Consider the following 24,751-nt stretch of genomic DNA (forward strand, 5'->3'; position numbering starts at 1 on the left):
GTAGAGAGTGCCACGTTTCCCAATTGGAATGGAACGGAGCAGAAGCGCTTGCTCTCCCCGATTGACGGCGACGTATTGAAGTACATCACTCCCACAGCTTCCAGTGGCGGAGTCGGGACGGTGACTTGGAAGCGTCTCAGATGAACACGCCTTTATCGCAGTGCCTTGGCGTGAGCCTACTCCATCTACGCCATTCGTGAGCCTTTGGCGTGCCTGACTTAAATGCTGTCGACGATGCCGCCCTCGACCCTCAGGGCCGCGCCGGTGGTCGCCGATGACAGCGGCGAAGCCACATAGGACACCATGTTGGCGACTTCTTCCAGCTGCGCTGCGCGGCCGATGATCGAGGAGGGGCGATGCTGCTTCACGAAGGCCACGCCCGCTTGCTCCAGGGTCTGGCCCGCGGGTGCCGAGGCCATCAACATCTTTGCCGCCCCCTCGGACAAGGTCGGTCCGGGCAGTACGCTGTTGACCGTCACGCCGGTGCCGGCGGCCATTTTGGCCAGGCCCCGTGCCAGCCCCAGCATGGCGGTCTTGCTCATGCCGTAGTGCACCATATCGGCAGGGATGTTCAGCGCCGACTCCGACGCAATGAACACCACACGGCCCCAATTGCGCGCCAGCATCTGAGGCATATAAGCGCGCGACAGGCGCACACCGGACATGATGTTCACGTCCCAGTACCGCTGCCACTCGGCGTCGTCGATGTCAAAGAAAGCCTTGATGCCATAGATGCCCAGGTTGTTGACCAGGATGTCGCACTGCGGCACGTGCGCGACGAGGTGTTCACACCCTTGGGCGGTGGCCAGATCAGCGGCGACGCCCTGCGCGGTGGCACCGGACGCATGGGCCTTGATGGCGCCCACGGCCTGATCGACTGCGGAGTGGCTGCGGCCATTGACGACCACCGCGGCCCCCGCCTGGGCCAGCGATTTGGCAATGGCCAGGCCAATGCCGTCGGTGGAGCCGGTGATGACGGCAGTCTTGCCGTTCAGATCGATGTTCAGCATGGTGTCACTCAGTGAAGGGTTGCAATGCCTTCACTGTAGGTTTTGGGTATTGTTAAATCAATACTTTCATAATGCATAGATTGCAAACCACCGGTTTTGAATCTATGGACAAATTCACCAGCATGGCAGTCTTCTTGCAAGCAGTGGAATCCGGCTCGTTTGTGGCAGCGGCACAAGCTAAGACTTGAACAATGCTCTCTGGCACTTTGTCCAGGCTCGTCACGCCCCACGGGTTTTCGTTCACCACCTGTGATGGATTTGATCGACCACCATGGCCAATCGGGTTCCACACCGCACCACGCCGATAAATTGTCCGACTCAAAAAGCACATGTTCGAAAGCCGCTTGTAAAGTGTGGCGATCCGACGACGAAGATTCCATGTCGGCACGGATCACCACAGATTCCACCCCAGATGCCGGATATACGACTGAAGGTGTTTACCTGCTGGTCCAAATCGTTCAGGATCTTGTCGTTGTGAGTTGACAACCAGGGGCGTCAAATGTTCAGCGGCTTTCGAATAACGGTGGCTTATCATGCGGCGTTCCTCGTCGAAAACGACCTCCGTCATTTTCGGTTGCATCGACGCTTCTCTCGAAGTCGCTTAATCGGATCAGGGCGACCATCGGCGAAGTACATGCCGTGAGCGCAGTGACCCGCGGGCGAGCAGTCGACTATCTCGTATCGCAACTCAAGATCAAACCAGTCGTCTGATCGCTGTCGAAGGGCGTCAACTGAGCGAAGCAAACTCGCAGCCAAGACCGTGGATTAAACAGAACGCAACGGGTCAAATTTCTCGCCTGTGGCGTTTGACTGGCGGGCATTGCCGTGAGTTGTTGATTTTTCTTGTATTAATTCGATCTTGTAGCCGTCGGGGTCGGTCACAAAGGCAATCACCGTGCTGCCGCCCTTGACCGGCCCGGCCTCGCGCGTGACGTTGCCGCCGGCGGCCTTGATCTTCTCGCAGGCCGTGTACGCGTCGGGCACGCCCAGGGCGATGTGGCCGTAGGCGTTGCCGTGGTCGTAGCTCTCGGTGCCCCAGTTATAGGTCAGTTCGATCTCGGCCTGGCCGGGGTTGCCACCGTCAAAGCCCAAAAACGCGAGCGAGTACTTGTACTCGGGGTTCTCCGACTGGCGCAGCAGCTGCATGCCCAGCACCTGGGTATAGAAATCGATCGAGCGTTGCAGGTTGCCGACGCGCAGCATGGTGTGAAGGAATTTCATGGCCTCGATTGTGCCGGCAGATCGAAGACCAGGCATGTGGTGGTGGCGTGGGCGTACAGCATGCCGTCGGGGCCGACCAGGCGCGCCTCGGCCGTGGCCAGCTGGCGCCCGCAGTGGGCCACGCGGCCCTCGGCGCGCACGCGCTGCACCTGGGGCGTGAGCGCCTTGACCAGGTTCACACCGAGTTCGGCCGTGGTGTAGCCGCGGCCCGCTGGCATGCAGGTGTGCACGGCGCAACCCAGGGCGGAGTCGAGCAGGGTGGCAAACCAGCCGCCATGCACCGTTCCCATGGGGTTGAGGTGCGCGGCGCCGGGCGTGCCCTGGAAGATGGCGCGGCCGTGTTCCACCTCCACGATCAGAAAGTCCAGTGTCTGGGCAATGGCGGCATAGGGCAGTTCGCCGCGCAGCATCGCCTGCATTTGCTCCAGGCCGCTCATGTGGGCAATCTGCTCGCGCCGGGCAACGCCTGGACCCGGGCCCAGGTCCAGGCGCGCGAGGATTTCGCGCTCCTGCGCGAGCCAATCTTTGAGGTGGTTGTGCTGGGTCATGGGGTTCCTGTGCTGGGGTTGGGGGCTGCATTTAATATTGCATATGCAAGTATTGCAGATACAATCAAATCCATGCAAGCCGATGCTCCCATACCCGCCACCGATCGTGCCGCCTCCCCGCCGATGCCGCAGAGCTGCACCAACTTCAAGCTGCGCCAGCTGATGCGCCGGGTGGCGCAACACTACGACGCCGAGATGGCGCAGTGCGGGCTTAAGACCACGCAGTACTCGCTGCTGTCGCACGTGCTCAAGCTCGGGCCCATCCGGCCCAGCGACCTGGCGGCAGCGATGAAGATGGACGCTTCCACGCTCACGCGCAACCTGCGTCCCCTGGTGGAGGCGGGTTGGGTGGTGCTGGAGGCCGGCGCCGATGCGCGCAGCCGCCTCGTGCACATCACCGATGCGGGCAGCGACAAGCGCGCCGAGGCCCAGCGCTGCTGGAAGGTGGCACAACGGGCGCTGAACGACACCCTGGGTGTGGAACGCGTGGCGGCGCTGCATGCGCTGGCCGATGAGTCCCTGGCGCTGCTGGCGCCCACAGCGGAGCAGGAACATGGCGAAGACTGAGCGTGTGGGCGGGGCCGCGAGGTCCTGGGCCGTCTGGCTTGTGCTGCTGGCGGCGGCCGGCGCGTTTGCGCTCACCATGGGCGTGCGGCAGACCATGGGCTTGTTCCTGTCGGCGTTGAACACCTCGACCGGGCTGGGCGTGGGCAGCATCAGCCTGGCCTTTGCGCTGGGCCAGCTTTGGTGGGGGTTGACGCAGCCTTTTGCCGGCGCGGTGGCCGACCGCATCGGCACTGGGCGCGTGATCCTCCTGGGCGTGGTGCTGGTGGCAGTGGGCACGTTCATCACACCGCTGATGACCACGACGGCGGGCCTCGTCCTTGCCATTGGCATCCTGGCCGCCGGGGGCGCGGGCATGGCCGGGCCGTCGGTGCTCATGGCGGCCAGCGCGCGGCTAGTGCCACCGCACAAGCGCGGCCTGGCCACCGGCATCGTCAATGCGGGCGGCTCCTTCGGCCAGTTTGCAATGGCGCCCATCGCCATCGGCCTGACGGCAGCCGTGGGCTGGGCCAGCGCAATGCAGTGGCTGGGCGTGCTCGTGCTTCTGGCGCTGCCGGCGGTTTTCATACTGCGCGGCAATGCAAATGCGCTGGCGGCTCAGGCTGCAGCCGCCTCGGGGCAGAAGGCGCTGAGCGCCCGACAGGCCATTGCCCATGCGCTGGCCACGCCCAGCTACCGCTATCTGGCGGGGGGTTTTCTGGTGTGCGGCTTCCATGTGGCGTTTCTGGCCACGCACCTGCCGGGGGTGATTGCCGCCTGCGGGCTGGCACCCGAATTCGGCGGGTGGTCGCTGGCGCTGATCGGGCTGTTCAATATCGTCGGCAGCCTGGCCATGGGCTGGGCGGTGGGGCGCTGGCGCATGAAATCCCTGCTGTCGCTGCTGTACGCCACGCGCGCCATCGCCGTGCTGGCGTTTCTGCTCGCGCCCAAGACCGGGCCGGTGGTGCTGGTGTTTGCCGCCGTGATGGGCGTGACCTTCCTGTCCACCGTGCCGCCCACGGTGGGCCTGGTCGCCAAGATGTTTGGCACGGCCAACATGGCCATGCTGTTTGGCATCGTGATGCTGGCCCACCAGGTGGGAGGATTTTTTGGCGCTTACCTGGGCGGCAGCGTGTTCCAAGCCACGGGCAGCTACGACTGGGTCTGGTACATCGACATCGTGCTGGCCTTGGGCGCGGCGTTGGTCAACCTGCCGATCCGCGAAGCCCGCCTGGCGCGCCCTGCGCCTGCCGGGGCCTGAGCAAGGCGCTGCACCCATTTCGTCCTCTGTCCTTGTTGAAAGCGCTATTGCCATGACAGACCCGCTTGCTTCTCCCGCGCCCGCAGCATCCCGCCCACAGCAAAAGCCCGTCTACCTCGACGACCTCACCGTGGGCGACCAGTTCAAAAGTGGCGAACATGCCATGGACGCAGAACAGATCAAGGCCTTTGCCGCGCAGTTCGACCCGCAACCGTTCCACCTGGACGATGCGGCCGCGCGGGCCACGCTGTTTGGCGGCCTGGCCGCCAGCGGCTGGCACACGGCGGCCGTGACCATGCGCCTGCAGGTGACCAGCGGCCTGCCAATTGCGGGCGGCATCATCGGCGCGGGCGGCGAACTGAGCTGGCCCCAGGCCACACGCCCTACCGACGTACTGCATGTGGTGAGCGAGGTGGTGCAGATCCAGCCCTCCCGTTCCAAGCCGGACCGCGGCATGGTCACCGTGCGCAGCGAGACCCGCAACCAGCACGGCGAGGTGTTGCAGATATCCACCGTGCGCATCGTGGTCCCGCGCAAACCCCAGGGCACTGCCGCATGAGCACCGCACTCAACCCGCGCACCCGCATGCTGCTGGAGGCGCCGATTGCACCCACGCTGCTGCGGCTGGCCGCGCCCAATGTGCTCGTCATGCTGGCGCAGGCCGGGGTGGGTCTGATCGAGACCTACTTCGTCGGCAAGCTCGGCACCGATGCGCTGGCGGGCATGGCCCTGGTCTTTCCGGTCGTGATGCTGATGCAGATGACCTCGGCCGGCGCCATGGGCGGCGGCATTGCGTCCGCCATTGCGCGTGCCCTGGGCGCACGGCGGCGCGACGATGCCGATGCGCTGGTGCTGCACGCGCTGGCCATTGCGGCGGTGTTCGCGCTCGTTTTCACGGTGGCCGTGGTGGGGGGAGGGCGCTGGCTCTACACCCGCATGGGCGGCACGGGCGGGGCGCTCGATGCCGCGCTGGTCTATTCCAACTGGGTGTTTGCGGGCGCCTTTCTGGTCTGGCTGTTCAACACGCTCTCCGCCGTGATCCGGGGCACGGGCAATATGGCGGTGCCGGCCTATGTCACGGTGCTGGGTGCGTTCGTGCTGGTGCCGCTGTCGCCCCTGCTGATCTTTGGCTGGGGCCCGTTGCCTGGCCTAGGCATTGCGGGCGGCGCGATCGCGCTGATGGCGTATTACTTCCTTGGCAGCCTGGTGCTGGCGGGCTACCTGTGGTCTCCGCGCAGCCTGCTGCGGCCGTCGTTTGCGCAGATCCGCTTTCGCTGGGCTTTGTTCAAGGACATTCTGCGGGTCGGGCTGGTGGGCATGGTGTCCACGGTGGCCACCAATGTGACCATTGGCGTCACGACGGCCTTGGTGGGCGGCTTTGGCACGGCGGCCATTGCGGGCTATGGCACCGCATCGCGCCTTGAATACCTGCTGGTTCCGCTGGTGTTCGGCCTGGGCGCACCGCTGGTCGCGATGGTCGGCACCTGCATTGGCGCCGGCCAGCGCGAGCGCGCCCTGCGCGCCACCTGGATCGGCGCAGCCATGGCGTTCGCGATGGCGCAAGCCATCGGCCTGTGGGCCGCAGCCTTCCCGGGCGTCTGGTTGTCGCTGTTCAATAGCGATCCGGCCATGCTCGAAGCCGGTGGGCAGTACCTGCGCACGGTAGGGCCGGTGTACGGTTTCTTCGGCCTGGGCCTGGTGCTGTACTTTGCCTCGCAAGGGGCAGGGCGCCTGCTCTGGCCCGTGCTGGGCAACATCGTGCGGCTCGCGGTGGCCGTGACCGGCGGCTGGCTGGCATTGCGCTGGGGAGAGGGCTTGGCGGCCGTGTTTGCCGCGCAGGCTGCGGCGCTGGTGCTCTACGGGTTGGTCAATGCCTGGGCCATTGCGGGCGGCGCCTGGTTCGGCCCCGTGGGGTGGCCGCGCAGCATGGCAGGTTTGCTCAAGCGTGCGCCGCAGCCTTGATGGATTTATGAGTCAAACGTGGCTCTAGCGCTTACCCATCAAGCGCTGGCAGCTATCAATTCGATAGTTTTCGCTGGGTCAGACGGGCACTGTGTAGTTCAGCGTCATGCGCCCGCCATCCACCGTGACGATCTCGCCAGTCACGTAGCTCGCGGCATCGCTGGCCAGCCAGGCCACCACATCGGCAATCTCGTGGGGTTCGCCCAGCCGCTTCATCGGCGTGCGGCTGAGGATCTTGTTTTTGGCGTCGTCGCTGGTCAGCACGGCCTTGGCAGCGAGTTCGGTGGCAATGGTGCCAGGCGCCACCGCATTCACGCGGATGTTCTTGTCGGCCAACGCCAATGCCATGGCGCGGGTGAGCTGGTTGACGCCGCCTTTGCTCACGTTGTAGCTGGCGATCGTCGGGATGGCCAGCACGCCATTGACGGAACTCATGTTGACGATGGCGCCCCCACCGGCCGCCGCCATGGCCCGCGCCACAGCCTGGCCCACAAGGAAGGCGCCCCTGAGATTGACGCGCAGCACGGCGTCAAAGTCCGCCTCGGTGACATCGAGAAAATCGGCCGCGCGGAAGATTCCTGCATTGTTCACCAGCACATCGATGCGCCCATAGACTGCAAGGGTTTGGACCACCAGCGCATCCACTTGCGCCTTGTCGCCCACATCGCAGCGGACATACAGCGCACCCAGTTCCTGCGCGAGCGCCAGGCCGCGCACGCCGTTCACGTCGGCAATCACTAGCTTCGCGTCTTCGAGCGCAAACCGGCGCACGCAGGCCTCGCCAATGCCTTGCGCACCGCCTGTGACGATGCAAACGCGGCCCCCATGGCCAAAGTGGACGCGAGAGACTGGTGAAGGTGCTGCAGGGGTAGTCATGGGCGCATGGTATCGCCAGTGCGGGCAATCTCTTCATTTCGGAGACGTGAGGAACGGCAGTTCCAGACCCAGGTTGCGGTACATGGGCTAAAAGCACTGCACCAGATGGACGCTCGCTCCGGGTCATGACGGCGCAGCCGCAGGCGTTGCTTCACTAGATACGATGTATATTATGTTAACTAAGAAATTTCATCCATGCACAAGCTGCCCGAATCGAGTGTCGCGATGTGATGCGATGTTCTGAGGCATTGCCCACCCTCTACCTCTTCTGACGTGCTCAGGGGCGACGTTTTACAAATTTTCGACGTAGCGCAGGTGTTCGGTACAAGCGCCGCGGGGACGGTGCCTCTTTCGCTTTGAGCCCATCGCTCTGGAGCACAGCGAGAAGCCTTTGCCCATGCGCCAGTTCTCGCTGGGCGCTTGCGAGGTCCTGGTGCAACTGCTGAATTTTGTGTTCCTGCTCCAGCGCGTAGGCCTGGTGCGTGGACAGCGCGCTTTCCAGCTGCTGCTGTGCAATTGCCAGCTTGCGGCTTTCGTCCTGGGCCGACAACGTGGATTTGCGGGCTTCTTGCCGCGCGCGGTCTACCTCTTCGAGCCAGCGGCGCTCACTGGTGCGGTAGTGCGCTTCCTGCCGTGTGCGCTCGTCCAGTGCTTGGGCCTGGGCTGTGTCCAGGCGCGCTTGGAGTGCAGCGTATTGTTCTGCCTGCCGGGCTGCAGCCGAGCGTTGGGCAGAAATTTCAGCGTCGCGCAAGGCCAGGGCACGTTCGCCGGCTCGCCAGCGTTCATTGCTTTCGGCCAGTTGCTGTGAACACAGCTGCATGGCCGCCTCCGCGGCGTGCAGACGCTCATTCATCGCCAGTTCGCGCGCGTCCAGCTCCGCGCGGGCTGCCGCCAGCTGCTCGGCCGCTTCAGTGACAGCCGCTTGCTGCGCCTGCCAGGAGGCCGCGGCCCGGGTTTCAGCTTCACTGCAGGCAGCACTCCACAAGGCGGTGGCCGCCTGGGCCACCGCATGCGGCAAAGCACTCTCGACTCCTGCCCTACCGCCGCCCAGGCGCTGGCCGAGGTCCGAAAACCACTGTTCGAGCATCGGACTGACCGTGTTCGGAGAACCCCGGCCTATGCGCTGGCGTATGCGCTCGATCGTGGGGCGCAGGCCATCGTGCAGCAGCGCATCTGCGGCCTCCGCAACATCTTCGTACTGGATTCCGCGTGAAATGCGGTGCTGCATGGCTTGACCTCTTTTAGAAAACGATAAGAGAGTTTTATCGTGATGTATTTTGCTATTATGTAATATATCTAACATAGTACATAACATTTAATATATTTTCAACGGTATCATGGGCCATGTTCACTCCGCTGCTCCAAAAAGTTCCTGCGTTGCTGCCTTCTGCGCTGAGTGACGTCACGCGCAATGCCGTACATGAGTTGATGCGCGAGGGAGAGTCGCTGAATACGCTGGCCAGCTACCGCGCCGCCCTGCGCTACTGGGCCGCCTGGTATGGGTTGAGATATGGCGTGCAGATCCAGCTGCCGCTACCCACGGCCTGCATACTGCAGTTTGTGGTGGACCACGCCCAGCGCGCCACGGCACAAGGCCTGGCATCCGAGCTCCCTGATTCGATTGACGACGCACTGGTCGCGGGCGGCTATAAAGGCAAGCCCGGGCCGATGGCACACAGCACGCTGGTGCACCGGATCGCGGTGATGTCCAAGGCCCACCAGTTGCGCAACCTGTCCAATCCCTGCCACGACGTGCAGGTGCGTGAGTTGCTGTCGCGCACGCGCAAGGCCTACGCCAAGCGCGGCGCCCTGCCCCGCAAAAAAGCCGCCTTGACCAAAGACCCGCTGCAGGCCTTGCTCGAAACCTGTGACGACACCCTGCGTGGCAAGCGCGACCGCGCTTTGCTTCTTTTCGCCTGGGCCAGCGGTGGCAGGCGCCGCTCCGAGGTCGCCGGCGCCCAAATGGAGCAGTTGCGGCGCATCGGCCCCGCAGAATTTGTCTACACCCTCGCCCACTCCAAAACCAACCAGGCGGGGCGTGACCTGCCCGAAAACAACAAACCGGTTCTGGGGCCAGCCGGGGACGCATTGCAAGACTGGCTGCTCAGCAGCGGCATCGCGCAAGGCCCTATTTTTCGGCGCATCCTGAAAGGCGGGCACCTGGGCGGACCCATGTCGCCGGCCGCGGTGCGCACCATTGTGAAAGCACGTTGCGCTCTGGCGGGCGTGGAAGGTGATTTCTCTGCCCACTCGCTGCGCTCGGGTTTCGTCACCGAGGCAGGCCGGCAGAATGTTTCTTTGGCGGACACCATGGCCCTCACGGGGCACCACAGCATTCCCACGGTGATGGGCTACTTCCGGGCGGAGGCCACCATTTTGAACAAGGGCGCCCGTCTGCTGGACGGCTCAGAGTGAGCGAGCATGCCCTGCCATCGTGTCGCCATGGGAGCGGTGCCTGATGGCGCGGCGGCTGCGCAGGTTTTCCCTCTAGCCTTGAGCTGCTAGACCCACCCGCTTGTGGCGCGGATTTTTCATCTCGAATGGCCTGGCGCCTTAAGGCGCTCTGCGCGCATGCACTTCAGGTCCTGGCCGCACTGCTCCGGGCGCAAGCCCCGCGGCAGCCAGCCCTGCGCAGCAGGTGCTCAAACGGGCCCGTTTCCTTCGGACGCCACCGTCCGGTGGCTGCTCAACCCCAGTTTGCGCAACAACTGCACGTCGGCTTCGACGTCCGGGTTGCCCGTCACCAGCAGCTTGTCGCCGTAGAAGATGGAATTGGCGCCGGCCGTGAAGCACAAGGCCTGCACGGCTTCGCCCAATTGCTGGCGGCCGGCCGATAGGCGCACACGCGCCGTCGGCATGGTGATGCGGGCCACTGCGATCACACGCACGAAGTCCAGCGGGTCCACCGGCTCGCTGTCGGCCAGTGGCGTGCCGGGCACGCGAACGAGGCTGTTGATGGGAACGGATTCCGGATAGGGACTGAGGTTGGCGAGTTGCGCAATCAATCCCGCCCGGTGCACCGGCGCCTCGCCCATGCCCACGATGCCGCCGCAGCACACGCTGATGCCCGCAGCGCGCACATTCTGCAGTGTGTCGAGGCGATCCTGGTAGGCGCGGGTGCTGACCACGTCGGTGTAGTACTCGGGTGCCGTGTCGAGGTTGTGGTTGTAGTAGTCCAGCCCTGCCCCTTTTAAGGCCTGGGCCTGGTGCGGCGCCAGCATGCCCAGCGTGGCACAGGTCTGCAAACCGAGGCCCTTCACGGCCGACACCAGCTCGGACATCTTTTCAATGTCGCGGTCCTTTGGGGCACGCCAGGCGGCGCCCATGCAAAAGCGGGTGGCACCGGCGTCTTTCGCGGCCTGCGCCGCACGCACCACCGCCTCCACGGCCATGAGCTTTTCGGCCTTCACGCCGGTATCGAAATCAGCGGCCTGCGGGCAGTAGCCACAGTTCTCTGGGCAACCCCCGGTCTTCACCGACAGCAAGGTGGCCAGCTCAATTTCGCCCGCGGGCCAGTGCGCACGGTGGACGCTCTGCGCCCGGAACAGCAACTCCATGAACGGCAGGTCCAGCAGTTCCTGCACTGCCTCCACCGACCAGGGGCCTTGCGCGGCGGCCGGCTCGGGGAGAGGGCGAAACAAGCGGACGGGGGACTGCTCTGGCGCAGGAATGCCTTGCGTCATGGCTTCGATCGATGGCATGGGAACCTCTGGTCTGTCAAAACAATGCCTCCATTGTGGGTCGGTTTGCTACCAAGAAAACGGGACGCCAAACCACCCGAGTCAAACGCAGCAAATTTTGAATGCGGATTCTTTCGCTGCAAATGAATGGTGATAGAAAATATTTGACGACCATAGGCAATCTTTAGCGACATTTAATTCTCCACCCGAAATACTGCAGCATCAGACTCCATCTCACGTCAATATTCCGACTTCCCTGGGTTTATTTGGCGGCACTTAGCGTCTTTTGCCGAAAAATTCATCGAAAACGCAATGGTCGCCACAATTTCAGGGGAAAAGCCGGCATGACACGCTCAATAAACAGTCAGTAGAAGCGAAGCACTCCTGCCGGCAGCACAAAGAGGCCATACAGTTTGGTAGGGTATGGCTTTGTCGCGGCACGGAACTAGAGGCTGCCACTCGACGGCCTACCGCACGCTGGCCGCATGGGCGGCTGCTTCGCACGTCTGCCAGCGGTGGCCTGCAGGTCTCGCTCAGCCAAGCGCCGCGATCACCTGCGGCGGGGCCTGTACCAGCTCGATCAGTACGCCTTCGCCCGCGATCGGGAAGGCCTCGTTGGCCTTGGGGTGCAAAAAAGTGATGTCATAGCCCGCGGCACCCTTGCGGATGCCGCCCGGCGCAAAGCGCACACCCTGGGCGGTGAGCCATTCCACGGCCTTGGGCAGATCGTCGATCCACAGGCCCACATGGTTCAGCGGCGTGGCGTGCACAGCGGGCTTTTTTTCGGGGTCGATGGGCTGCATCAGATCCACTTCGACCTTGTACGGGCCCTGGCCGATCGCGCAGATGTCTTCGTCCACGTTCTCGCGCTCGCTCTGGAACGTGCCAGTGACTTCGAGACCCAGCATGTCCACCCACAGCGCCTGCAGGCGCTTCTTGTCAGGGCCGCCGATGGCGATCTGCTGGATGCCCAGCACTTTGAATGGCCGATTTTTCTTCACGATCTATCGCTTTCTTTGCGTTGACGACAGCCCGTATTGTGCTTTTTCTCCGCCAGCGGGGGCCGCGGTTTTGCCATCCCTGTGCCGTGCGAGGCGTCCCCCTGACCCGTTGGGTCAAGTCTTGAGAAATGACGCGACACCCGCCTTGAAGGCCGCGCTGCCGTATACCGCTTCGACCAGGTCCTGGTCCGCCAGGCTCTGCTCCACCACGATGCGCCGGATGCTCTCCTTGACGGCTTGCTGCGTGACCCGCGACAAGCCCGCCAGCCGCAGCGCCAGCGCATGCGCCGAGGCCTCCAGCGCTTCTGGCGCGCAGGCACTGTAGACAAAGCCGCAGGCCGTCGCCTCTTGAACGTCCAGGTACTCGGCCAGCATCAGCATGCGCTTGACCCGGGGCGCGCCGAAAGCCGCCATCAGCCGGGCGATATTCCTGGACGACAGCGTGTTCGACAAGGTCTTCGCAATCGGGGCGCCAAAACGCGCGCCGTGGCTGCACACGCGAAAGTCGCACGCGGTGGCGATTGCCAGGCCGCCGCCCACCGCCCAACCGTCGATGGCGGCAATGGTCGGCACCCTCACCCGCTCGATCGCGTCGATCACCGTCTCCACAAAGGCTTCGTACTGCACGCCTTCGCTTCCCTGGCTGAATTGCGCGAAATGCTCGATGTCGGTGCCCGAGATGAACGAGCGCCCGCCCGCGCCCCGAAAGACCAGGGCCTGGACCGCGGGGTTGGCCGCACACTCGTCCAACCACTGCAGCAGCCGCTCGTACATCGCCTGCGTCATGGCATTCTGGCGCTCGGGCCGCGCGATCAGGATCTGGGCAATGCCTTCGGTGACCGACAGGCGCACGGTATCGGTCATGCCTTCAGTGCCTCCAGCTCGGCCAGGATTTCGCCGGTGTGCTCGCCCAGCAGCGGCGGGTGGCGCCGCACCTGCTGGGGCGTGCCCAGCATCTTGACTGGGAAGCCGATGTTCTTCACCTTGCCTTCGATCGGGTGGTCGATCTCCATGCACATGCGCCGGTGCGTTCCATGCTCGCCTTCGAAGGCTTCGGGGTAGGACAGGATGGGGCCTGCGGGAATGCCGGCTTCGAGCATGGTATCCACCCAGTCGGCGCTGTCTTTTTTCGCAAACTCCTGCTCGATTTCCTTGATCAGCGCTTCGCGGTTCTTCAGGCGCAGCGACACCGTTGCATAGCTCGGGTGTTGGAGCAGGTCCGGCCGCTCCAGCAAGGCGCACAGCTTGGCCCAGAGCTTCTGGTTGGTCGCGCCCATGACGAAGTAGCCATCGCGCGCCTTCACGGCCTGGTAGGGCGCGCTCATCTTGTTGCTGGTGCCCAGCGGTGCGGGCGGCACGCCCGTGCCCCAGTACTCGGACATGTCCCACACGGAAAACGCCATCGCCGAGTCAAACAGCGACGCATCAATGTGCTGGCCCTGGCCGGTTTTCTGGGCGCCGATGTAGGCGGCCAGCAAACCATAGGTGGCGAACAGCGCGCAGCCAATGTCGGCCACCGGCACGCCGGCCTTGACGGGTTTCTCGCCCTTGTAGCCGGTCACGCTCATCACGCCGGACATGGCCTGCGCCATCAGGTCAAAACCGGGGCGGCTGGCCCAGGGGCCGCTTTGCCCAAAGCCCGAAATGCTGGCATAGACGATTTTCGGGTTGATCTTCTTGATGGTTTCGTAGTCGATGGCCAGGCGCTGAACCACGCCGGGGCGGTAGTTCTCGACGATCACATCGGCGGTCTTGGCCAGCTCGTAGAAGACCTGCTTGCCCTCGTTCGTCTTCAGGTCCACGGTCAGCGAACGCTTGTTACGGTTCATGTTGAGAAAGCCCATGCTGTCCGGGCCCTTCATCTTGAACCCCATGGCGCCGCGCGTCTGGTCTCCCTCTGGCGGCTCCACCTTGATCACGTCGGCGCCCAGATCGGCCAGCAGCATGCAGGCGAAGGGCCCGGCCATGACCTGGCTGACGTCCAGCACCCGGATACCTTGCAGCGGCAAGGGCATTGGTGTGGCCCCCATCTCAGCTCTCCTCTGTGATCTTGGCGGCACGCACCACACCACCCCACTTCTTGTATTCAGCGGCCATGAACGCGGCAAACTTGTCGACCGAACCGCCTCCGTCTTCGACACCATAGCCGTCAAAGCGCGCAATGACGTCGGGCATGGCGAGCACCTTGTTGATGTCGGCATTGATCTGGCGGGCCACGTCCTTGGACATGTCCTTCGGGCCCACCACGCCATACCAGCTCGAGGCATCAAAGCCCTTGAAGCCCTGCTCATCCATGGTTGGCATGTCTGGAAAGCCCTTGGCGCGATTCACGCGGGTCTGCACTATGCCCGCCATCTTCTTGGCCTTGACTTGGGCGGTCGCGGCCGTCATGGTGTCGAAGCTGAAGTCGATCTGCCCGCCGATCAGGTCCGTTTGCATGGGACCAGACCCCTTGTAGGGAATGTGGATGCTTTGCACCCCGGCCGCCATGTTGAACATCTCGGCCGCCAAATGCTGCACCGAGCCCGTTCCCGAAGAACCAAAGCTGATTTTCCCGGGGTTCTTCTTGCACAGCTCCACCACGTCCTGGATCGACGCGTAATGGTTCTTGGCACTGGTCACCAGAATGTGCGGCGTCGCACCGATCATGGCAATCGGCGCAAAATCCTTGAGCGGATCGTAGGTGATGCTTTTGAAAATATGCGGTGCAATCCCGTGGGTATTCACGTGGGCCATCAGCAACGTGATGCCGTCCGTGAATTTGGTCTTGGCAAAATAATCGGCCGCCAAGACACCCGTGGCGCCTGGCTTGTTTTCGACGATGACCGGGCGTCCCCACAATTCGGCGAGTTTCTGGCCCACGATGCGCGCAAACACATCGGTTCCGCCGCCAGGCGCCCAACCCACCAAAATCTTGACAGGGCCTTTGGGTAAATCGGCACCCAGGGCCCAGGGGGAAGCCAGCAGCGCGGCGCTGCCGGCCATAAATTCACGGCGTTTCATTTTTGTCTCCTTTGTGGTGGTTTCTCGCACGACTGTCGCCGACCCCCCGGGGTGCCGCAAGCATGTGGAACACATGCCTGATTTCGTATTCCGCGAAATCAAGAACGATGGGGCTTCAGTTTGCGGCCCCAAGGAGCTCTGCGACCACATTGCGCAGGGTCTGCTCCTGCGCCTGTCCTTCCACAAAGGACAGCACATACGAGCGGTGGTGCCAGTCACCGTCGATTTCTGCCGAGCCCAGCGCCTCTTCGGGGTGGAAGCTGCGCAGGATGTCGGGGGGCATCAGGCCAATGCCCAGGCCATGGCGCACGAGGGCCAGCATGGTGTCAAAACCGCTGACGGTGAAGTTGTTGCGAAACAGCCGGCCCCGGCTTCTGTGCGCCCGTTGCACGGCCGACAGAATGGCCGAGCCTTTGCCCAAACTCACAATGGGCCTGTTCAAAATGTCATCGATGCCGACGGGTTCCGCCGGGAACTGAAAATGCCTGCGGCTGTACACCAGCACCAACCTGTCGTGCTGGTAATCGAATTTTTCCAGATCGAGGAAGCCGCTGGTTTTCTCGTAAATCCCCACATCGATCACTTTGTCCCGCAATAACTGCTGGATGACCTGGCTGTTTTCTTCCAGAATCTTTACCGTGATCTGCGGGTATTTCTCCTGGATGCGGAAGATATCCTGGGCCAGCGACTGGATGACCACCGATTTGGGTGCGCCAATAATGATGCGCCCATCGCGGCCATGTCCCAGGGCCTGCGCATCGCCTTCCAGGCGGCCGATGAGGTTGTCGATCTGCTTGATGTGCGCCAGCAGCTTGTCGCCCGATTCCGTGACTTTGACGCCGTGGGGCAAGCGCTTGAACAGCTTCGTTCCCAACTGCTGCTCCAGGTCCGTCAGGCGCTTGGAAGCCGCCGCCACAGCCAGGCTGAGCTTGTCGGCGGCGCGGGAAATACTGCCCTCTTCCGCAATGGCCAGCACCAGCTGGACGGTGGTCGTATCAATTTTCATGTTCACTCGCAGCGTGCATCCGGATTGGCAGGTAAAAAAGCCCGCCTGCGGGTGCGCAGGCGGGCTTTGGGGTGGGCGGGCACATCAAGCGCACGGGCCCGTGCGGCAGATCACACAAACTCCAGAATCACCTGGTCCACGCTCAGCGATTCGCCCTTGCCGGCAGTGATCTTGCCGACCACGCCGTCTTGGGCCGCAAACAGGATGTTCTCCATCTTCATGGCTTCGATGACGGCGAGCTTTTCGCCGGCCTGCACCTTCTGGCCTTCTTGCACCGCCACGTCGACCAGCAGGCCCGGCATCGGCGAGAGCAGGAACTTGGACAGGTCGGGCGGGGCCTTGTAGGGCATGAGCCGGTACAGCTGCGCGCCCAGCGGCGAGAGAACCAGCGCGTCGATCTGCGTGCCGTTGTGCGCAATGCGCAGCGCCAGCGGGTTCTTGGCCGTGCCGCGCTCGACCTGCGCGGTGAAGCCCTTGCCGTTGCACTGGCCCTGCACGCGGATCTGGCCTAGGGTGGCGGTGCTGCTGATTTGATAGCTACGACCGCTTACCAGTACAGCACTGGAGCCCGATTTGTCTTCAAAATCGGTGACCGAGACCGGATGGTGCTGGTTCTGCCCTTCCGCACCCAGCGTGACCACCACAAACTCTTCGCCGACCTTGACGTTGTGGCCCTCCAGCTGCCCGCTGATGCCCGAAGCGCGCGCGCGGTAGCGGCGGTTCATGTAGGCGGCCAGGGCGACGAGGAACAGCGGGTCGTCGTGCGGCACGTCCTCGGCAGCAAAACCGTGGGCGTAATTCTCGGCAATGAAGCCGGTGTTGAAGTCGCCGGAGACGAACTTGGGGTGCGCGAGCAAGGCCGCCTGGAACGGGATGTTGCTGCTGATGCCGCGGATGACGAAGCCGTTGAGCGCGGCGCGCATCTTGGCGATCGCATGGCTGCGGTCGGTGCCGTGCACGATCAGCTTGGCGATCATGGAGTCGTAGTACATCGGGATCTCGCCGCCCTCGTACACGCCGGTGTCCACGCGCACGCCCAGGCGCTTGCCGGTGTCGGCCTGGAACATCGTTTCTTCGGGCGGCTGAAAGCGCACCAGGCGGCCCGTGGAGGGCAGGAAGTTGCGGAACGGGTCTTCGGCGTTGATGCGGCACTCGATGGCCCAGCCATCGCGCTTGACGTCGGCCTGCTTCAGGGGCAGCTCCTCGCCGGCCGCGACGCGGATCATCAGCTCGACCAGGTCCAGGCCCGTGATGCACTCGGTCACCGGGTGCTCGACCTGCAGGCGGGTGTTCATTTCGAGGAAGTAGAACGACTGGTCCTTGCCGACCACGAACTCCACCGTGCCGGCGGACTGGTACTTCACGGCCTTCGCCAGGGCCACGGCCTGCTCGCCCATGGCGCGGCGGGTGTCGTCGCTGATGAAGGGCGATGGCGCCTCTTCGATCACTTTCTGGTGGCGCCGCTGGATCGAGCACTCGCGCTCGTTCAGGTAGATCACGTTGCCGTGGCTGTCGCCGAGCACCTGGATCTCGATGTGGCGCGGCTCCTCGACGAACTTCTCGATGAACACGCGGTCGTCGCCAAAGCTGTTACGCGCTTCGTTGCGGCAGCTGGTGAAGCCGTCGAACGCTTCCTTGTCGTTGTGCGCCACGCGCAGGCCCTTTCCGCCACCACCCGCGCTTGCCTTGATCATCACGGGGTAGCCGATGGAGGCCGCAATTTCGACCGCCTGCTTGGGGCTGTCGATGGCGTCGTTGTAGCCCGGAATGGTGTTGACCTGGGCCTGCTTGGCCAGCTTCTTGGACGCGATCTTGTCGCCCATGGCGGCAATGCTGTAGTGCTTGGGACCGATGAAGGCGATGCCTTCTTCTTCGACACGCCTGGCAAACGCCTCGTTCTCGCTCAGGAAGCCGTAGCCGGGGTGGATGGCCTGCGCACCCGTCTGCTTGCAGGCGGCAATGATCTTGTCGGCCAGCAGGTAGCTCTCGCGGCTGGGCGCAGCGCCGATGTGCACGGCCTCGTCAGCCAACTGCACATGGCGCGCGTCCTTGTCGGCGTCGGAGTAGACGGCGACGGTGGCGATACCCATTCTTTTGGCGGTGGCGATGACGCGGCAGGCGATCTCGCCGCGGTTCGCGATCAGAATTTTCTTGAACATGACAGGAGTTCTTTCATCTCAGCCACAGCAATGGCTGCCGGCTTGAACGGGGGGGCATTTGACAGAGCCGTAGCTGCAAAAAACACAGCAATCACCGGGTTGGGGTTTCAAGACGACATGGCAATGCGTGCATTCATAGAAGAACTGGCAAGCATCGGTCGGCATCGTCTCCTCCTTGGCGTGGCCACATTGAGGGCAGGTGATGACGCTTTGCAGCACGGGCGTTTTCATGGTCGACCTTACAAGGGAATGTTTCCGTGCTTGCGCCATGGATTTTCCAGCTTCTTGTCACGCAGCATGACCAGCGAGCGGCAGATGCGCTTGCGCGTCTCGTGCGGCAGGATCACATCGTCGATGAAGCCGCGCGCGCCGGCCACGAAGGGGTTGGCGAAGCGCTCCTTGTATTCGGCCTCGCGGGCCGCGAGCTTGACCGGGTCGTTCTTGTCCTCGCGGAAGATGATTTCCACCGCGCCCTTGGCGCCCATCACGGCGATTTCGGCGTTCGGCCAGGCCAGGTTGACGTCGCCGCGCAGGTGCTTGGAGCTCATCACGTCGTAGGCGCCGCCATAGGCCTTGCGCGTGATGACGGTGATCTTGGGCACGGTGCACTCGGCATACGCGTACAGCAGCTTGGCGCCGTGGCGGATGATGCCGCCGTACTCCTGGCTGGTGCCGGGCATGAAGCCGGGCACGTCGACGAAGGTGACGACAGGGATGTTGAAGGCATCGCAAAAGCGCACGAAACGCGCGGCCTTGATGCTGCTCTTGATGTCGAGGCAGCCGGCCAGCACCAGCGGCTGGTTGGCGACGATGCCCACGGTCTGGCCTTCCATGCGCGCCAGGCCGATGACGATGTTCTTCGCGTAATCGGGCTGCAGCTCGAAGAAGTCGCCGTCGTCCACGGTCTTGAGGATCAGCTCCTTCATGTCGTAGGGCTGGTTGGCGCTGGCCGGCACCAGGGTGTCCAGGCTCAGGTCGGCGCGGTCGGCCGGATCGCCGCTGGGGCGCACGGGCGGCTTTTCGCGATTGTTCAGCGGCAGGTAGTTGTAGAGGCGGCGCAGCATCATCAGCGCCTCGACGTCGTTGTCGAACGCCAGGTCGGCCACGCCGCTCTTGGTGGTGTGGGTGATCGCGCCGCCCAGCTCCTCGGCTGTCACCTCTTCGTGCGTCACGGTTTTGACCACGTCGGGGCCGGTGACGAACATGTAGCTGCTGTCCTTGACCATGAAGATGAAGTCGGTCATGGCGGGCGAATACACGGCGCCGCCGGCGCACGGCCCCATGATCAGGCTGATCTGCGGCACCACGCCGCTGGCCATCACGTTGCGCTGGAACACGTCGGCATAGCCGCCCAGGGACGCCACGCCTTCCTGGATGCGCGCGCCGCCCGAGTCGTTGAGGCCGATCACCGGCGCGCCCACTTTCATCGCCTGGTCCATGACCTTGCAGATCTTCTCGGCGTGCGTTTCGGACAGGGCGCCGCCGAACACCGTGAAGTCCTGGCTGAAGACGAACACCAGGCGGCCGTTGATCATGCCGTAGCCCGTGACCACGCCGTCGCCGGGGATCTTGTTGTCTTCCATGCCGAAGTCGGTGCAGCGGTGCTCGACGAACATGTCCCACTCTTCAAAGGTGCCGTCGTCGAGCAGCAGCTCGATGCGCTCGCGCGCCGTGAGCTTGCCCTTGGCGTGCTGGGCGTCGATGCGCTTTTGTCCGCCGCCCAGGCGCGCCAGCGCGCGTTTCTTCTCCAGTTGCTCGAGGATGCTTTGCATGGTCGGTCCTTGTTGAATTCACTCTGTTTTTTATAGCTTTCAGCGCTTATCCAGTATGGGCTGAGAGCAGATTTCTTGCTGCAGTGGAGGCCGCCACACGCCCCGCCGACACCTCGGCCAGCAGCTGTGGCAGCAGTGCCTGCACCTTGGGGTCGTGGTGAAAAGCCTGCTTGAGCCCGGCCTCGATGCGCTGCCACATCCAGGCCAGGTTTTGGCGCTGGCGGCGCTGCTCGCGGCGGCCGTTGGCCGTTTGCAGCGCGTTGAACTCGGTCACCGCCGCCCAGAACCCGTCAATGCCGGCGCCCTCCAGCGCACTGATCTGCAGCACCTGGGGCTGCCAGAAATGGGCGTCGTGGCGTTCGTTGCCCGCGCTGCCATGCAGGCCCAAGAGGCGCAGCGACGAGGTGATCTGCGCCTGCGCGCGCGTGGCGGCGTTCTTGTCGAGGTCGGCCTTGTTGATGGCCACCAGGTCGGCGATCTCCATCACGCCCTTCTTGATGGCCTGCAGCTCGTCGCCCGCGTTGGGCAACTGCAGCAGCACGAACATGTCGGTCATGCCCCACACCGTCGTCTCGGACTGGCCCACGCCCACGGTCTCGACGATGACCACGTCGTAGCCCGCGGCTTCGCAGACCAGCATGGCCTCGCGGGTCTTTTCGGCCACGCCGCCGAGCGTGCCGCTCGAGGGGCTCGGGCGGATGTAGGCCGCTTCGTGCACCGAGAGATGCTCCATGCGCGTCTTGTCGCCCAGGATGGAGCCGCCCGAGACGCTGCTTGACGGATCGATCGCCAGCACCGCCACGCGGTGGCCCTGTCCGATCAGGTACAGGCCGAGCGTTTCGATGAAGGTGGATTTGCCGACGCCCGGCACGCCGCTGATGCCCAGGCGCAGGGCCTTGCCGGTGTGCGGCAGCAGCTGCGTGAGCAGCGCGTCGCCCTGCGCGCGGTGGTCGGCGCGCGTCGACTCGAGCAGCGTGATGGCCTTGGCCATGGCGCGGCGCTGTTGCGCCGGGTTGGCGTGCAGCAGCGCGTGCTGCAGCGCGTCCACAGGCGAAGGCGCTGCCGTGTGCACCGCCGCGCTCACGCCGCCAGGGCCTTGCGGATCTGTTCCAGCACGTCCTTGGCGCTGGCTGGAATCGGCGTGCCGGGGCCGTAAATGCCCTTGACGCCCGCGTCGTACAGGTGCGCGTAGTCCTGCGCCGGGATCACGCCGCCGACGAAGACGATGATGTCGGCGGCGCCCTGGTCCTTGAGCGACTGGATGATCGCGGGCACCAGTGTCTTGTGGCCGGCAGCCAGCGTGCTCACGCCCACGGCGTGCACGTCGTTCTCGATGGCCTGGCGCGCGCACTCTTCGGGCGTCTGGAACAGCGGGCCCATGTCCACGTCGAAGCCCAGGTCGGCAAAGGCCGTGGCCACCACCTTGGCGCCGCGGTCGTGACCGTCCTGGCCCAACTTGGCGATCATCACGCGCGGGCGGCGGCCCTCGTGCTCGGCGAAGGCGTTGATCTCTTGCTTGAGCTTGTCCCAGCCTTCGGCCGAGTCGTAGGCGGCTGCGTACACACCGGTCACCTTTTGCGTATCGGCGCGGTGGCGCCCAAAGACTTTTTCGAGCGCATCGGACACCTCGCCCACCGTGGCGCGCAGGCGCACGGCGTTGATGGCCAGCTCCAACAGGTTGCCTTCGCCGCTCTCTGCTGCAGAAGTGAGAGCATCCAGCGCTTGCTGCATCTGGGTTTGGTTGCGTTTTGCCCGGATATTCTGCAGGCGCTCAATCTGCCCGTCGCGCACTTTGACGTTGTCGATCTGCAGGATGTCGACCGCGTCTTCCTTGGCCAGTTTGTACTTGTTGACGCCGACGATCACGTCCTTGCCGCTGTCGATGCGCGCCTGCTTCTCGGCGGCGGCGGCCTCGATCTTGAGCTTGGCCCAGCCGCTGTCCACGGCAGCGGTCATGCCGCCCATGGCTTCGACCTCTTCGATGATCTTCCAGGCAGCATCGGCCATGTCCTGGGTCAGCTTTTCCATCATGTAGCTGCCGGCCCAGGGGTCGACCACGTTGGTGATGTGCGTTTCTTCCTGGATGATGAGCTGCGTGTTGCGCGCGATGCGCGAGCTGAACTCGGTGGGCAGCGCGATGGCTTCGTCGAGCGCGTTGGTGTGCAGGCTCTGCGTGCCGCCAAACACAGCCGCCATGGCCTCGATGGTGGTGCGCACGATGTTGTTGTACGGGTCCTGCTCGGTCAGGCTCCAGCCGCTGGTCTGGCAGTGCGTGCGCAGCATCAGGCTCTTGGGGTTCTTGGCGCCGGTCTCCTTCATGATGCGGCACCACAGCAGACGGGCCGCGCGCATCTTGGCCACTTCCAGGTAGAAGTTCATGCCGATGGCCCAGAAGAACGACAAGCGGCCGGCGAACTCGTCCACGTCCAGGCCCGAGGTGATGGCCGTTTTCACGTATTCCTTGCCGTCGGCCAGCGTGAAGGCCAGTTCGAGCGCCTGGTTGGCGCCTGCTTCCTGCATGTGGTAACCCGAGATCGAGATCGAGTTGAACTTGGGCATGTTCCGGGCCGTGTAGCCGATGATGTCGCCAATGATGCGCATCGAGGGCTTGGGCGGGTAGATGTAGGTGTTGCGCACCATGAACTCTTTCAGAATGTCGTTCTGAATAGTTCCGGAGAGCTTGTCCTGGCTCACGCCCTGCTCTTCCGCCGCCACCACGTAGCCCGCCAGCACCGGCAGCACGGCGCCGTTCATGGTCATGGAGACGCTCACCTTGTCGAGCGGAATCTGGTCGAACAGGATCTTCATGTCCTCGACCGAGTCGATCGCCACGCCGGCCTTGCCCACGTCGCCCGTGACGCGCGGGTGGTCGGAGTCGTAGCCGCGGTGCGTCGCCAGGTCGAACGCCACCGACACGCCCTGCCCGCCGGCGGCCAGCGCCTTGCGGTAGAACGCATTCGATTCCTCGGCCGTCGAAAACCCCGCGTACTGGCGGATGGTCCACGGGCGCACCGCGTACATCGTGGCCTGCGGGCCACGCAGGTAGGGCTCGAAACCGGGCAGCGTATCGGCGTAGGGCAAATCCGCCGAGTCGGCCGCCGTGTACAGGGGCTTGACGACGATGCCGTCGGGCGTGGTCCAGTTCAGGGCCTGCACATCGCCGCCGGGGGCGGATTTGGCGGCGGCGCGCTGCCAATCTTCGAGGGTCGATGGTTTGAAGTTCGGTTCGGTAGGGCTGGTCATGGCGGTGTCGCAGGGTTCGCAATCGGGGACGTGCCGGCGCGTAAAGCTTCGCCTGCAAGCACGATGGGCCGGAGTCTAACCCATCTGTAATTATTAATTTATAGTTTTTTTCGGGTACATTTCGGCCCATGTCTGCCCTTACCCTCACCCCCCGCGCGCTTTATGAAGAGGTGGCGGAGCAGCTGCGCCAGCGCATCTTCCGCCGCGAGCTGGAGCCTGGCAGCTGGATCGATGAACTCAAGATCGCCGAGGAATTCGGCATCAGCCGCACACCCCTGCGCGAAGCCCTGAAGGTGCTCGCCGCCGAAGGCCTGGTCACGATGAAAGTGCGCCGCGGCGCCTATGTCACCGAGATGTCGGAGAAAGACCTGCGCGACGTCTACCACCTGCTCAGCCTGCTCGAGAGCGACGCGGCCGGCGTGGTGGCGGCCACGGCCACCCCGGCGCAACGCCAGCAACTGCAAGACCTGCACGCCGAGCTGGAGGCTGCCGCCGGCGAGCGCGAGCGCTTCTTTGCCGTGAACGAGCGCTTTCACATGCTGCTGCTGGAACTGGCCGACAACCGCTGGCGCAGCCAGATGGTGGCCGACCTGCGCAAGGTCATGAAGCTCAACCGCCACAACTCGCTGCTCAAGCAGGGGCGCATCGAAGACTCGCTGCAGGAGCACCGCGCCATCCTGGCGGCCCTGCTGGCGCGCGACGCAGCGGCCACCGTGACCGCGATGCAGGCGCACTTCGCGCACGGGCTCGAGGCAGCGGCCTGAACGTCCTGCGGCCCTGCGCCGAGCGGCTTAAGGCATCGACGCCACGAACGCGACCACCGCGTCGATGTCGGCATCGCTCATCAGGCGCGTGTTGGACGCCATGATGGAATCCGCCCGCACGCCCGTGCCGTCGCGGTAACGCCTGAGCGTGGTGCTGAGGTAGCCACTCTGCTGCCCGGCGATGCGGGCGATGGTTGCGTTGCCCCGCCCGTCGGCGCCGTGGCAGCGAAAGCAGGTCTGCTGGAAATACGCCTGGCCCTTGGCGGCCAGCGCGGCGCTGGTCGTCGGCTTGTGCAGCACCGGCTGGGCGGTATAGAACAGCACCATGCCGACCTTCTCGTCGCTGTCCATCGCCTTGATCAAGCCCTCCATGAACGCGTTGCGGCGCCGGCCATCGGCGAACTGGCGCAGCTGCTCGAGCAGGTAAGCCGGGTTCTGGCCCGCCAGGTTGGGGATATCGGGCTTGGCACTGTTGCCGCCTTCGCCATGGCAGTTGGCACAGACGGCGGCGACCTTGCGTCCGACCTTGAACAGCGCGTCGGACAGGCGCGGGTCGGCTTCGGCTTCGCGCAGGCGCGCACTGAGGTCTACCGCGGCGGTGGCCCGCGCCTTGGCCGGCTGGGCCTGGACCGGCAGGGACAGGGGTACGGCGAGCAGTGCGCCCCACAAAACGGCATGGATGCGCTTTGCCATGGCAAAAAC

At 64.1% G+C, this 24,751-nt stretch carries 24 protein-coding genes; 6 read left to right on the forward strand and 18 right to left on the reverse strand.

The window, feature by feature from the left end; all coding sequences use genetic code 11:
* Positions 1-218: 218 nt before the first annotated feature.
* The 4 genes from B2J86_RS00640 to B2J86_RS00655 all read right to left on the reverse strand — a co-directional run bounded on the left by B2J86_RS00640 (position 219) and on the right by B2J86_RS00655 (position 2,779).
* A complete protein-coding gene (locus B2J86_RS00640) occupies positions 219-1,007 on the reverse strand; it encodes an SDR family NAD(P)-dependent oxidoreductase (RefSeq protein WP_173024592.1) in 789 nt (262 codons plus the stop codon).
* Between the two features lie 11 nt (positions 1,008-1,018).
* Positions 1,019-1,405, reverse strand: coding sequence for a hypothetical protein (locus tag B2J86_RS00645; RefSeq protein WP_173024468.1), 387 nt, complete (start codon positions 1,403-1,405; stop codon positions 1,019-1,021).
* Positions 1,406-1,775: 370 nt separating this feature from the next.
* A complete protein-coding gene (gene gloA, locus B2J86_RS00650; protein WP_173024469.1) occupies positions 1,776-2,231 on the reverse strand; it encodes a lactoylglutathione lyase in 456 nt (151 codons plus the stop codon).
* Positions 2,228-2,779, reverse strand: coding sequence for a PaaI family thioesterase (locus B2J86_RS00655; RefSeq protein WP_173024470.1), 552 nt, complete (start codon positions 2,777-2,779; stop codon positions 2,228-2,230). The genes gloA and B2J86_RS00655 overlap by 4 nt, the downstream gene beginning before the upstream one ends.
* Positions 2,780-2,851: 72 nt before the next feature.
* On the opposite strand from B2J86_RS00655, the gene B2J86_RS00660 reads away from it, so the two are divergent.
* From B2J86_RS00660 to B2J86_RS00675, 4 genes are read left to right on the forward strand one after another with little or no spacing between them, the layout of a single operon-like run.
* Positions 2,852-3,346 (forward strand): MarR family winged helix-turn-helix transcriptional regulator, encoded by a 495-nt coding sequence (locus B2J86_RS00660; protein ID WP_173024471.1) that lies wholly within the window; start codon positions 2,852-2,854, stop codon positions 3,344-3,346.
* Complete coding sequence (locus B2J86_RS00665; protein ID WP_173024472.1) at positions 3,333-4,583, forward strand: MFS transporter; 1,251 nt, start codon at positions 3,333-3,335, stop codon at positions 4,581-4,583. The genes B2J86_RS00660 and B2J86_RS00665 overlap by 14 nt, the downstream gene beginning before the upstream one ends.
* A 52-nt stretch (positions 4,584-4,635) precedes the next feature.
* Positions 4,636-5,142 (forward strand): MaoC family dehydratase, encoded by a 507-nt coding sequence (locus B2J86_RS00670; protein WP_169168998.1) that lies wholly within the window; start codon positions 4,636-4,638, stop codon positions 5,140-5,142.
* A complete protein-coding gene (locus tag B2J86_RS00675; protein WP_173024473.1) occupies positions 5,139-6,545 on the forward strand; it encodes an MATE family efflux transporter in 1,407 nt (468 codons plus the stop codon). The genes B2J86_RS00670 and B2J86_RS00675 overlap by 4 nt, the downstream gene beginning before the upstream one ends.
* A 78-nt stretch (positions 6,546-6,623) precedes the next feature.
* Here the strand turns inward: B2J86_RS00675 and B2J86_RS00680 are convergent, their stop codons facing one another.
* Positions 6,624-7,421, reverse strand: a complete 798-nt coding sequence (locus B2J86_RS00680; protein ID WP_173024474.1) for an SDR family NAD(P)-dependent oxidoreductase — start codon at positions 7,419-7,421, stop codon at positions 6,624-6,626.
* A gap of 277 nt (positions 7,422-7,698) precedes the next feature.
* Positions 7,699-8,649 carry a DNA-binding protein gene (locus B2J86_RS00685; protein WP_173024475.1) on the reverse strand — a complete coding sequence of 317 codons (951 nt, stop codon included), beginning with the start codon at positions 8,647-8,649 and terminating at the stop codon, positions 7,699-7,701.
* A 116-nt stretch (positions 8,650-8,765) separates the two neighbouring features.
* Here B2J86_RS00685 and B2J86_RS00690 point away from each other — a divergent pair, with 116 nt between their 5' ends.
* Positions 8,766-9,836 carry a tyrosine-type recombinase/integrase gene (locus tag B2J86_RS00690; RefSeq protein ID WP_173024476.1) on the forward strand — a complete coding sequence of 357 codons (1,071 nt, stop codon included), beginning with the start codon at positions 8,766-8,768 and terminating at the stop codon, positions 9,834-9,836.
* A gap of 227 nt (positions 9,837-10,063) precedes the next feature.
* Here the strand turns inward: B2J86_RS00690 and bioB are convergent, their stop codons facing one another.
* The 11 genes from bioB to scpA all read right to left on the reverse strand — a co-directional run bounded on the left by bioB (position 10,064) and on the right by scpA (position 23,285).
* Entirely contained in the window at positions 10,064-11,122 is a 1,059-nt protein-coding gene (gene bioB, locus B2J86_RS00695; RefSeq protein WP_173024477.1) for a biotin synthase BioB, read from the reverse strand.
* A gap of 512 nt (positions 11,123-11,634) precedes the next feature.
* Positions 11,635-12,102, reverse strand: coding sequence for a VOC family protein (locus tag B2J86_RS00700; RefSeq protein ID WP_173024478.1), 468 nt, complete (start codon positions 12,100-12,102; stop codon positions 11,635-11,637).
* A gap of 114 nt (positions 12,103-12,216) precedes the next feature.
* Positions 12,217-12,966, reverse strand: coding sequence for an enoyl-CoA hydratase (locus tag B2J86_RS00705; RefSeq protein WP_173024479.1), 750 nt, complete (start codon positions 12,964-12,966; stop codon positions 12,217-12,219).
* Entirely contained in the window at positions 12,963-14,132 is a 1,170-nt protein-coding gene (locus tag B2J86_RS00710) for a CaiB/BaiF CoA-transferase family protein (protein WP_173024480.1), read from the reverse strand. The genes B2J86_RS00705 and B2J86_RS00710 overlap by 4 nt, the downstream gene beginning before the upstream one ends.
* Before the next feature lies 1 nt (position 14,133).
* Positions 14,134-15,105, reverse strand: a complete 972-nt coding sequence (locus B2J86_RS00715; protein WP_169169006.1) for a tripartite tricarboxylate transporter substrate binding protein — start codon at positions 15,103-15,105, stop codon at positions 14,134-14,136.
* Between the two features lie 115 nt (positions 15,106-15,220).
* Positions 15,221-16,111: a LysR family transcriptional regulator gene (locus B2J86_RS00720; RefSeq protein ID WP_173024481.1), complete on the reverse strand. Its 891-nt coding sequence runs from the start codon at positions 16,109-16,111 to the stop codon at positions 15,221-15,223.
* Positions 16,112-16,221: 110 nt separating this feature from the next.
* Positions 16,222-18,270: an acetyl-CoA carboxylase biotin carboxylase subunit gene (gene accC / locus B2J86_RS00725; protein WP_173024482.1), complete on the reverse strand. Its 2,049-nt coding sequence runs from the start codon at positions 18,268-18,270 to the stop codon at positions 16,222-16,224.
* Between the two features lie 18 nt (positions 18,271-18,288).
* Positions 18,289-18,501, reverse strand: a complete 213-nt coding sequence (locus B2J86_RS18040) for a GDCCVxC domain-containing (seleno)protein (RefSeq protein ID WP_169168984.1) — start codon at positions 18,499-18,501, stop codon at positions 18,289-18,291.
* A gap of 8 nt (positions 18,502-18,509) precedes the next feature.
* Positions 18,510-20,042 carry an acyl-CoA carboxylase subunit beta gene (locus B2J86_RS00730; RefSeq protein ID WP_169168983.1) on the reverse strand — a complete coding sequence of 511 codons (1,533 nt, stop codon included), beginning with the start codon at positions 20,040-20,042 and terminating at the stop codon, positions 18,510-18,512.
* A 46-nt stretch (positions 20,043-20,088) separates the two neighbouring features.
* Positions 20,089-21,033 (reverse strand): methylmalonyl Co-A mutase-associated GTPase MeaB, encoded by a 945-nt coding sequence (gene meaB, locus B2J86_RS00735; protein ID WP_240964856.1) that lies wholly within the window; start codon positions 21,031-21,033, stop codon positions 20,089-20,091.
* An 89-nt stretch (positions 21,034-21,122) separates the two neighbouring features.
* Positions 21,123-23,285, reverse strand: coding sequence for a methylmalonyl-CoA mutase (scpA, locus tag B2J86_RS00740; protein WP_173024483.1), 2,163 nt, complete (start codon positions 23,283-23,285; stop codon positions 21,123-21,125).
* Positions 23,286-23,413: 128 nt separating this feature from the next.
* Here scpA and B2J86_RS00745 point away from each other — a divergent pair, with 128 nt between their 5' ends.
* On the forward strand, positions 23,414-24,049 hold the full coding sequence (locus B2J86_RS00745) for a GntR family transcriptional regulator (RefSeq protein WP_173024484.1): 636 nt from the start codon (positions 23,414-23,416) through the stop codon (positions 24,047-24,049).
* A gap of 27 nt (positions 24,050-24,076) precedes the next feature.
* Here the strand turns inward: B2J86_RS00745 and B2J86_RS00750 are convergent, their stop codons facing one another.
* Positions 24,077-24,742, reverse strand: a complete 666-nt coding sequence (locus B2J86_RS00750) for a c-type cytochrome (RefSeq protein WP_169168980.1) — start codon at positions 24,740-24,742, stop codon at positions 24,077-24,079.
* Positions 24,743-24,751: the final 9 nt, after the last annotated feature.

Origin of the sequence: Acidovorax sp. SRB_14 (assembly GCF_012932145.1) — a bacterium.
Classification (GTDB): domain Bacteria; phylum Pseudomonadota; class Gammaproteobacteria; order Burkholderiales; family Burkholderiaceae_C; genus Simplicispira.

Coding starts and splice junctions, on each gene's coding strand:
- B2J86_RS18040 (WP_169168984.1), bottom strand. CDS start 18,501: ATGAAAACGCCCGTGCTGCAAAGCGTCATCACCTGCCCTCAATGTGGC.
- B2J86_RS00670 (WP_169168998.1), top strand. CDS start 4,636: ATGACAGACCCGCTTGCTTCTCCCGCGCCCGCAGCATCCCGCCCACAG.
- B2J86_RS00665 (WP_173024472.1), top strand. CDS start 3,333: ATGGCGAAGACTGAGCGTGTGGGCGGGGCCGCGAGGTCCTGGGCCGTC.
- B2J86_RS00730 (WP_169168983.1), bottom strand. CDS start 20,042: ATGCAAAGCATCCTCGAGCAACTGGAGAAGAAACGCGCGCTGGCGCGC.
- B2J86_RS00675 (WP_173024473.1), top strand. CDS start 5,139: ATGAGCACCGCACTCAACCCGCGCACCCGCATGCTGCTGGAGGCGCCG.
- B2J86_RS00710 (WP_173024480.1), bottom strand. CDS start 14,132: ATGGGGGCCACACCAATGCCCTTGCCGCTGCAAGGTATCCGGGTGCTG.
- B2J86_RS00660 (WP_173024471.1), top strand. CDS start 2,852: ATGCAAGCCGATGCTCCCATACCCGCCACCGATCGTGCCGCCTCCCCG.
- B2J86_RS00655 (WP_173024470.1), bottom strand. CDS start 2,779: ATGACCCAGCACAACCACCTCAAAGATTGGCTCGCGCAGGAGCGCGAA.
- meaB (WP_240964856.1), bottom strand. CDS start 21,033: ATGGCCAAGGCCATCACGCTGCTCGAGTCGACGCGCGCCGACCACCGC.
- scpA (WP_173024483.1), bottom strand. CDS start 23,285: ATGACCAGCCCTACCGAACCGAACTTCAAACCATCGACCCTCGAAGAT.
- gloA (WP_173024469.1), bottom strand. CDS start 2,231: ATGAAATTCCTTCACACCATGCTGCGCGTCGGCAACCTGCAACGCTCG.
- B2J86_RS00705 (WP_173024479.1), bottom strand. CDS start 12,966: ATGACCGATACCGTGCGCCTGTCGGTCACCGAAGGCATTGCCCAGATC.
- B2J86_RS00685 (WP_173024475.1), bottom strand. CDS start 8,649: ATGCAGCACCGCATTTCACGCGGAATCCAGTACGAAGATGTTGCGGAG.
- B2J86_RS00680 (WP_173024474.1), bottom strand. CDS start 7,421: ATGACTACCCCTGCAGCACCTTCACCAGTCTCTCGCGTCCACTTTGGC.
- B2J86_RS00745 (WP_173024484.1), top strand. CDS start 23,414: ATGTCTGCCCTTACCCTCACCCCCCGCGCGCTTTATGAAGAGGTGGCG.
- B2J86_RS00690 (WP_173024476.1), top strand. CDS start 8,766: ATGTTCACTCCGCTGCTCCAAAAAGTTCCTGCGTTGCTGCCTTCTGCG.
- accC (WP_173024482.1), bottom strand. CDS start 18,270: ATGTTCAAGAAAATTCTGATCGCGAACCGCGGCGAGATCGCCTGCCGC.
- B2J86_RS00715 (WP_169169006.1), bottom strand. CDS start 15,105: ATGAAACGCCGTGAATTTATGGCCGGCAGCGCCGCGCTGCTGGCTTCC.
- bioB (WP_173024477.1), bottom strand. CDS start 11,122: ATGCCATCGATCGAAGCCATGACGCAAGGCATTCCTGCGCCAGAGCAG.
- B2J86_RS00750 (WP_169168980.1), bottom strand. CDS start 24,742: ATGGCAAAGCGCATCCATGCCGTTTTGTGGGGCGCACTGCTCGCCGTA.
- B2J86_RS00720 (WP_173024481.1), bottom strand. CDS start 16,111: ATGAAAATTGATACGACCACCGTCCAGCTGGTGCTGGCCATTGCGGAA.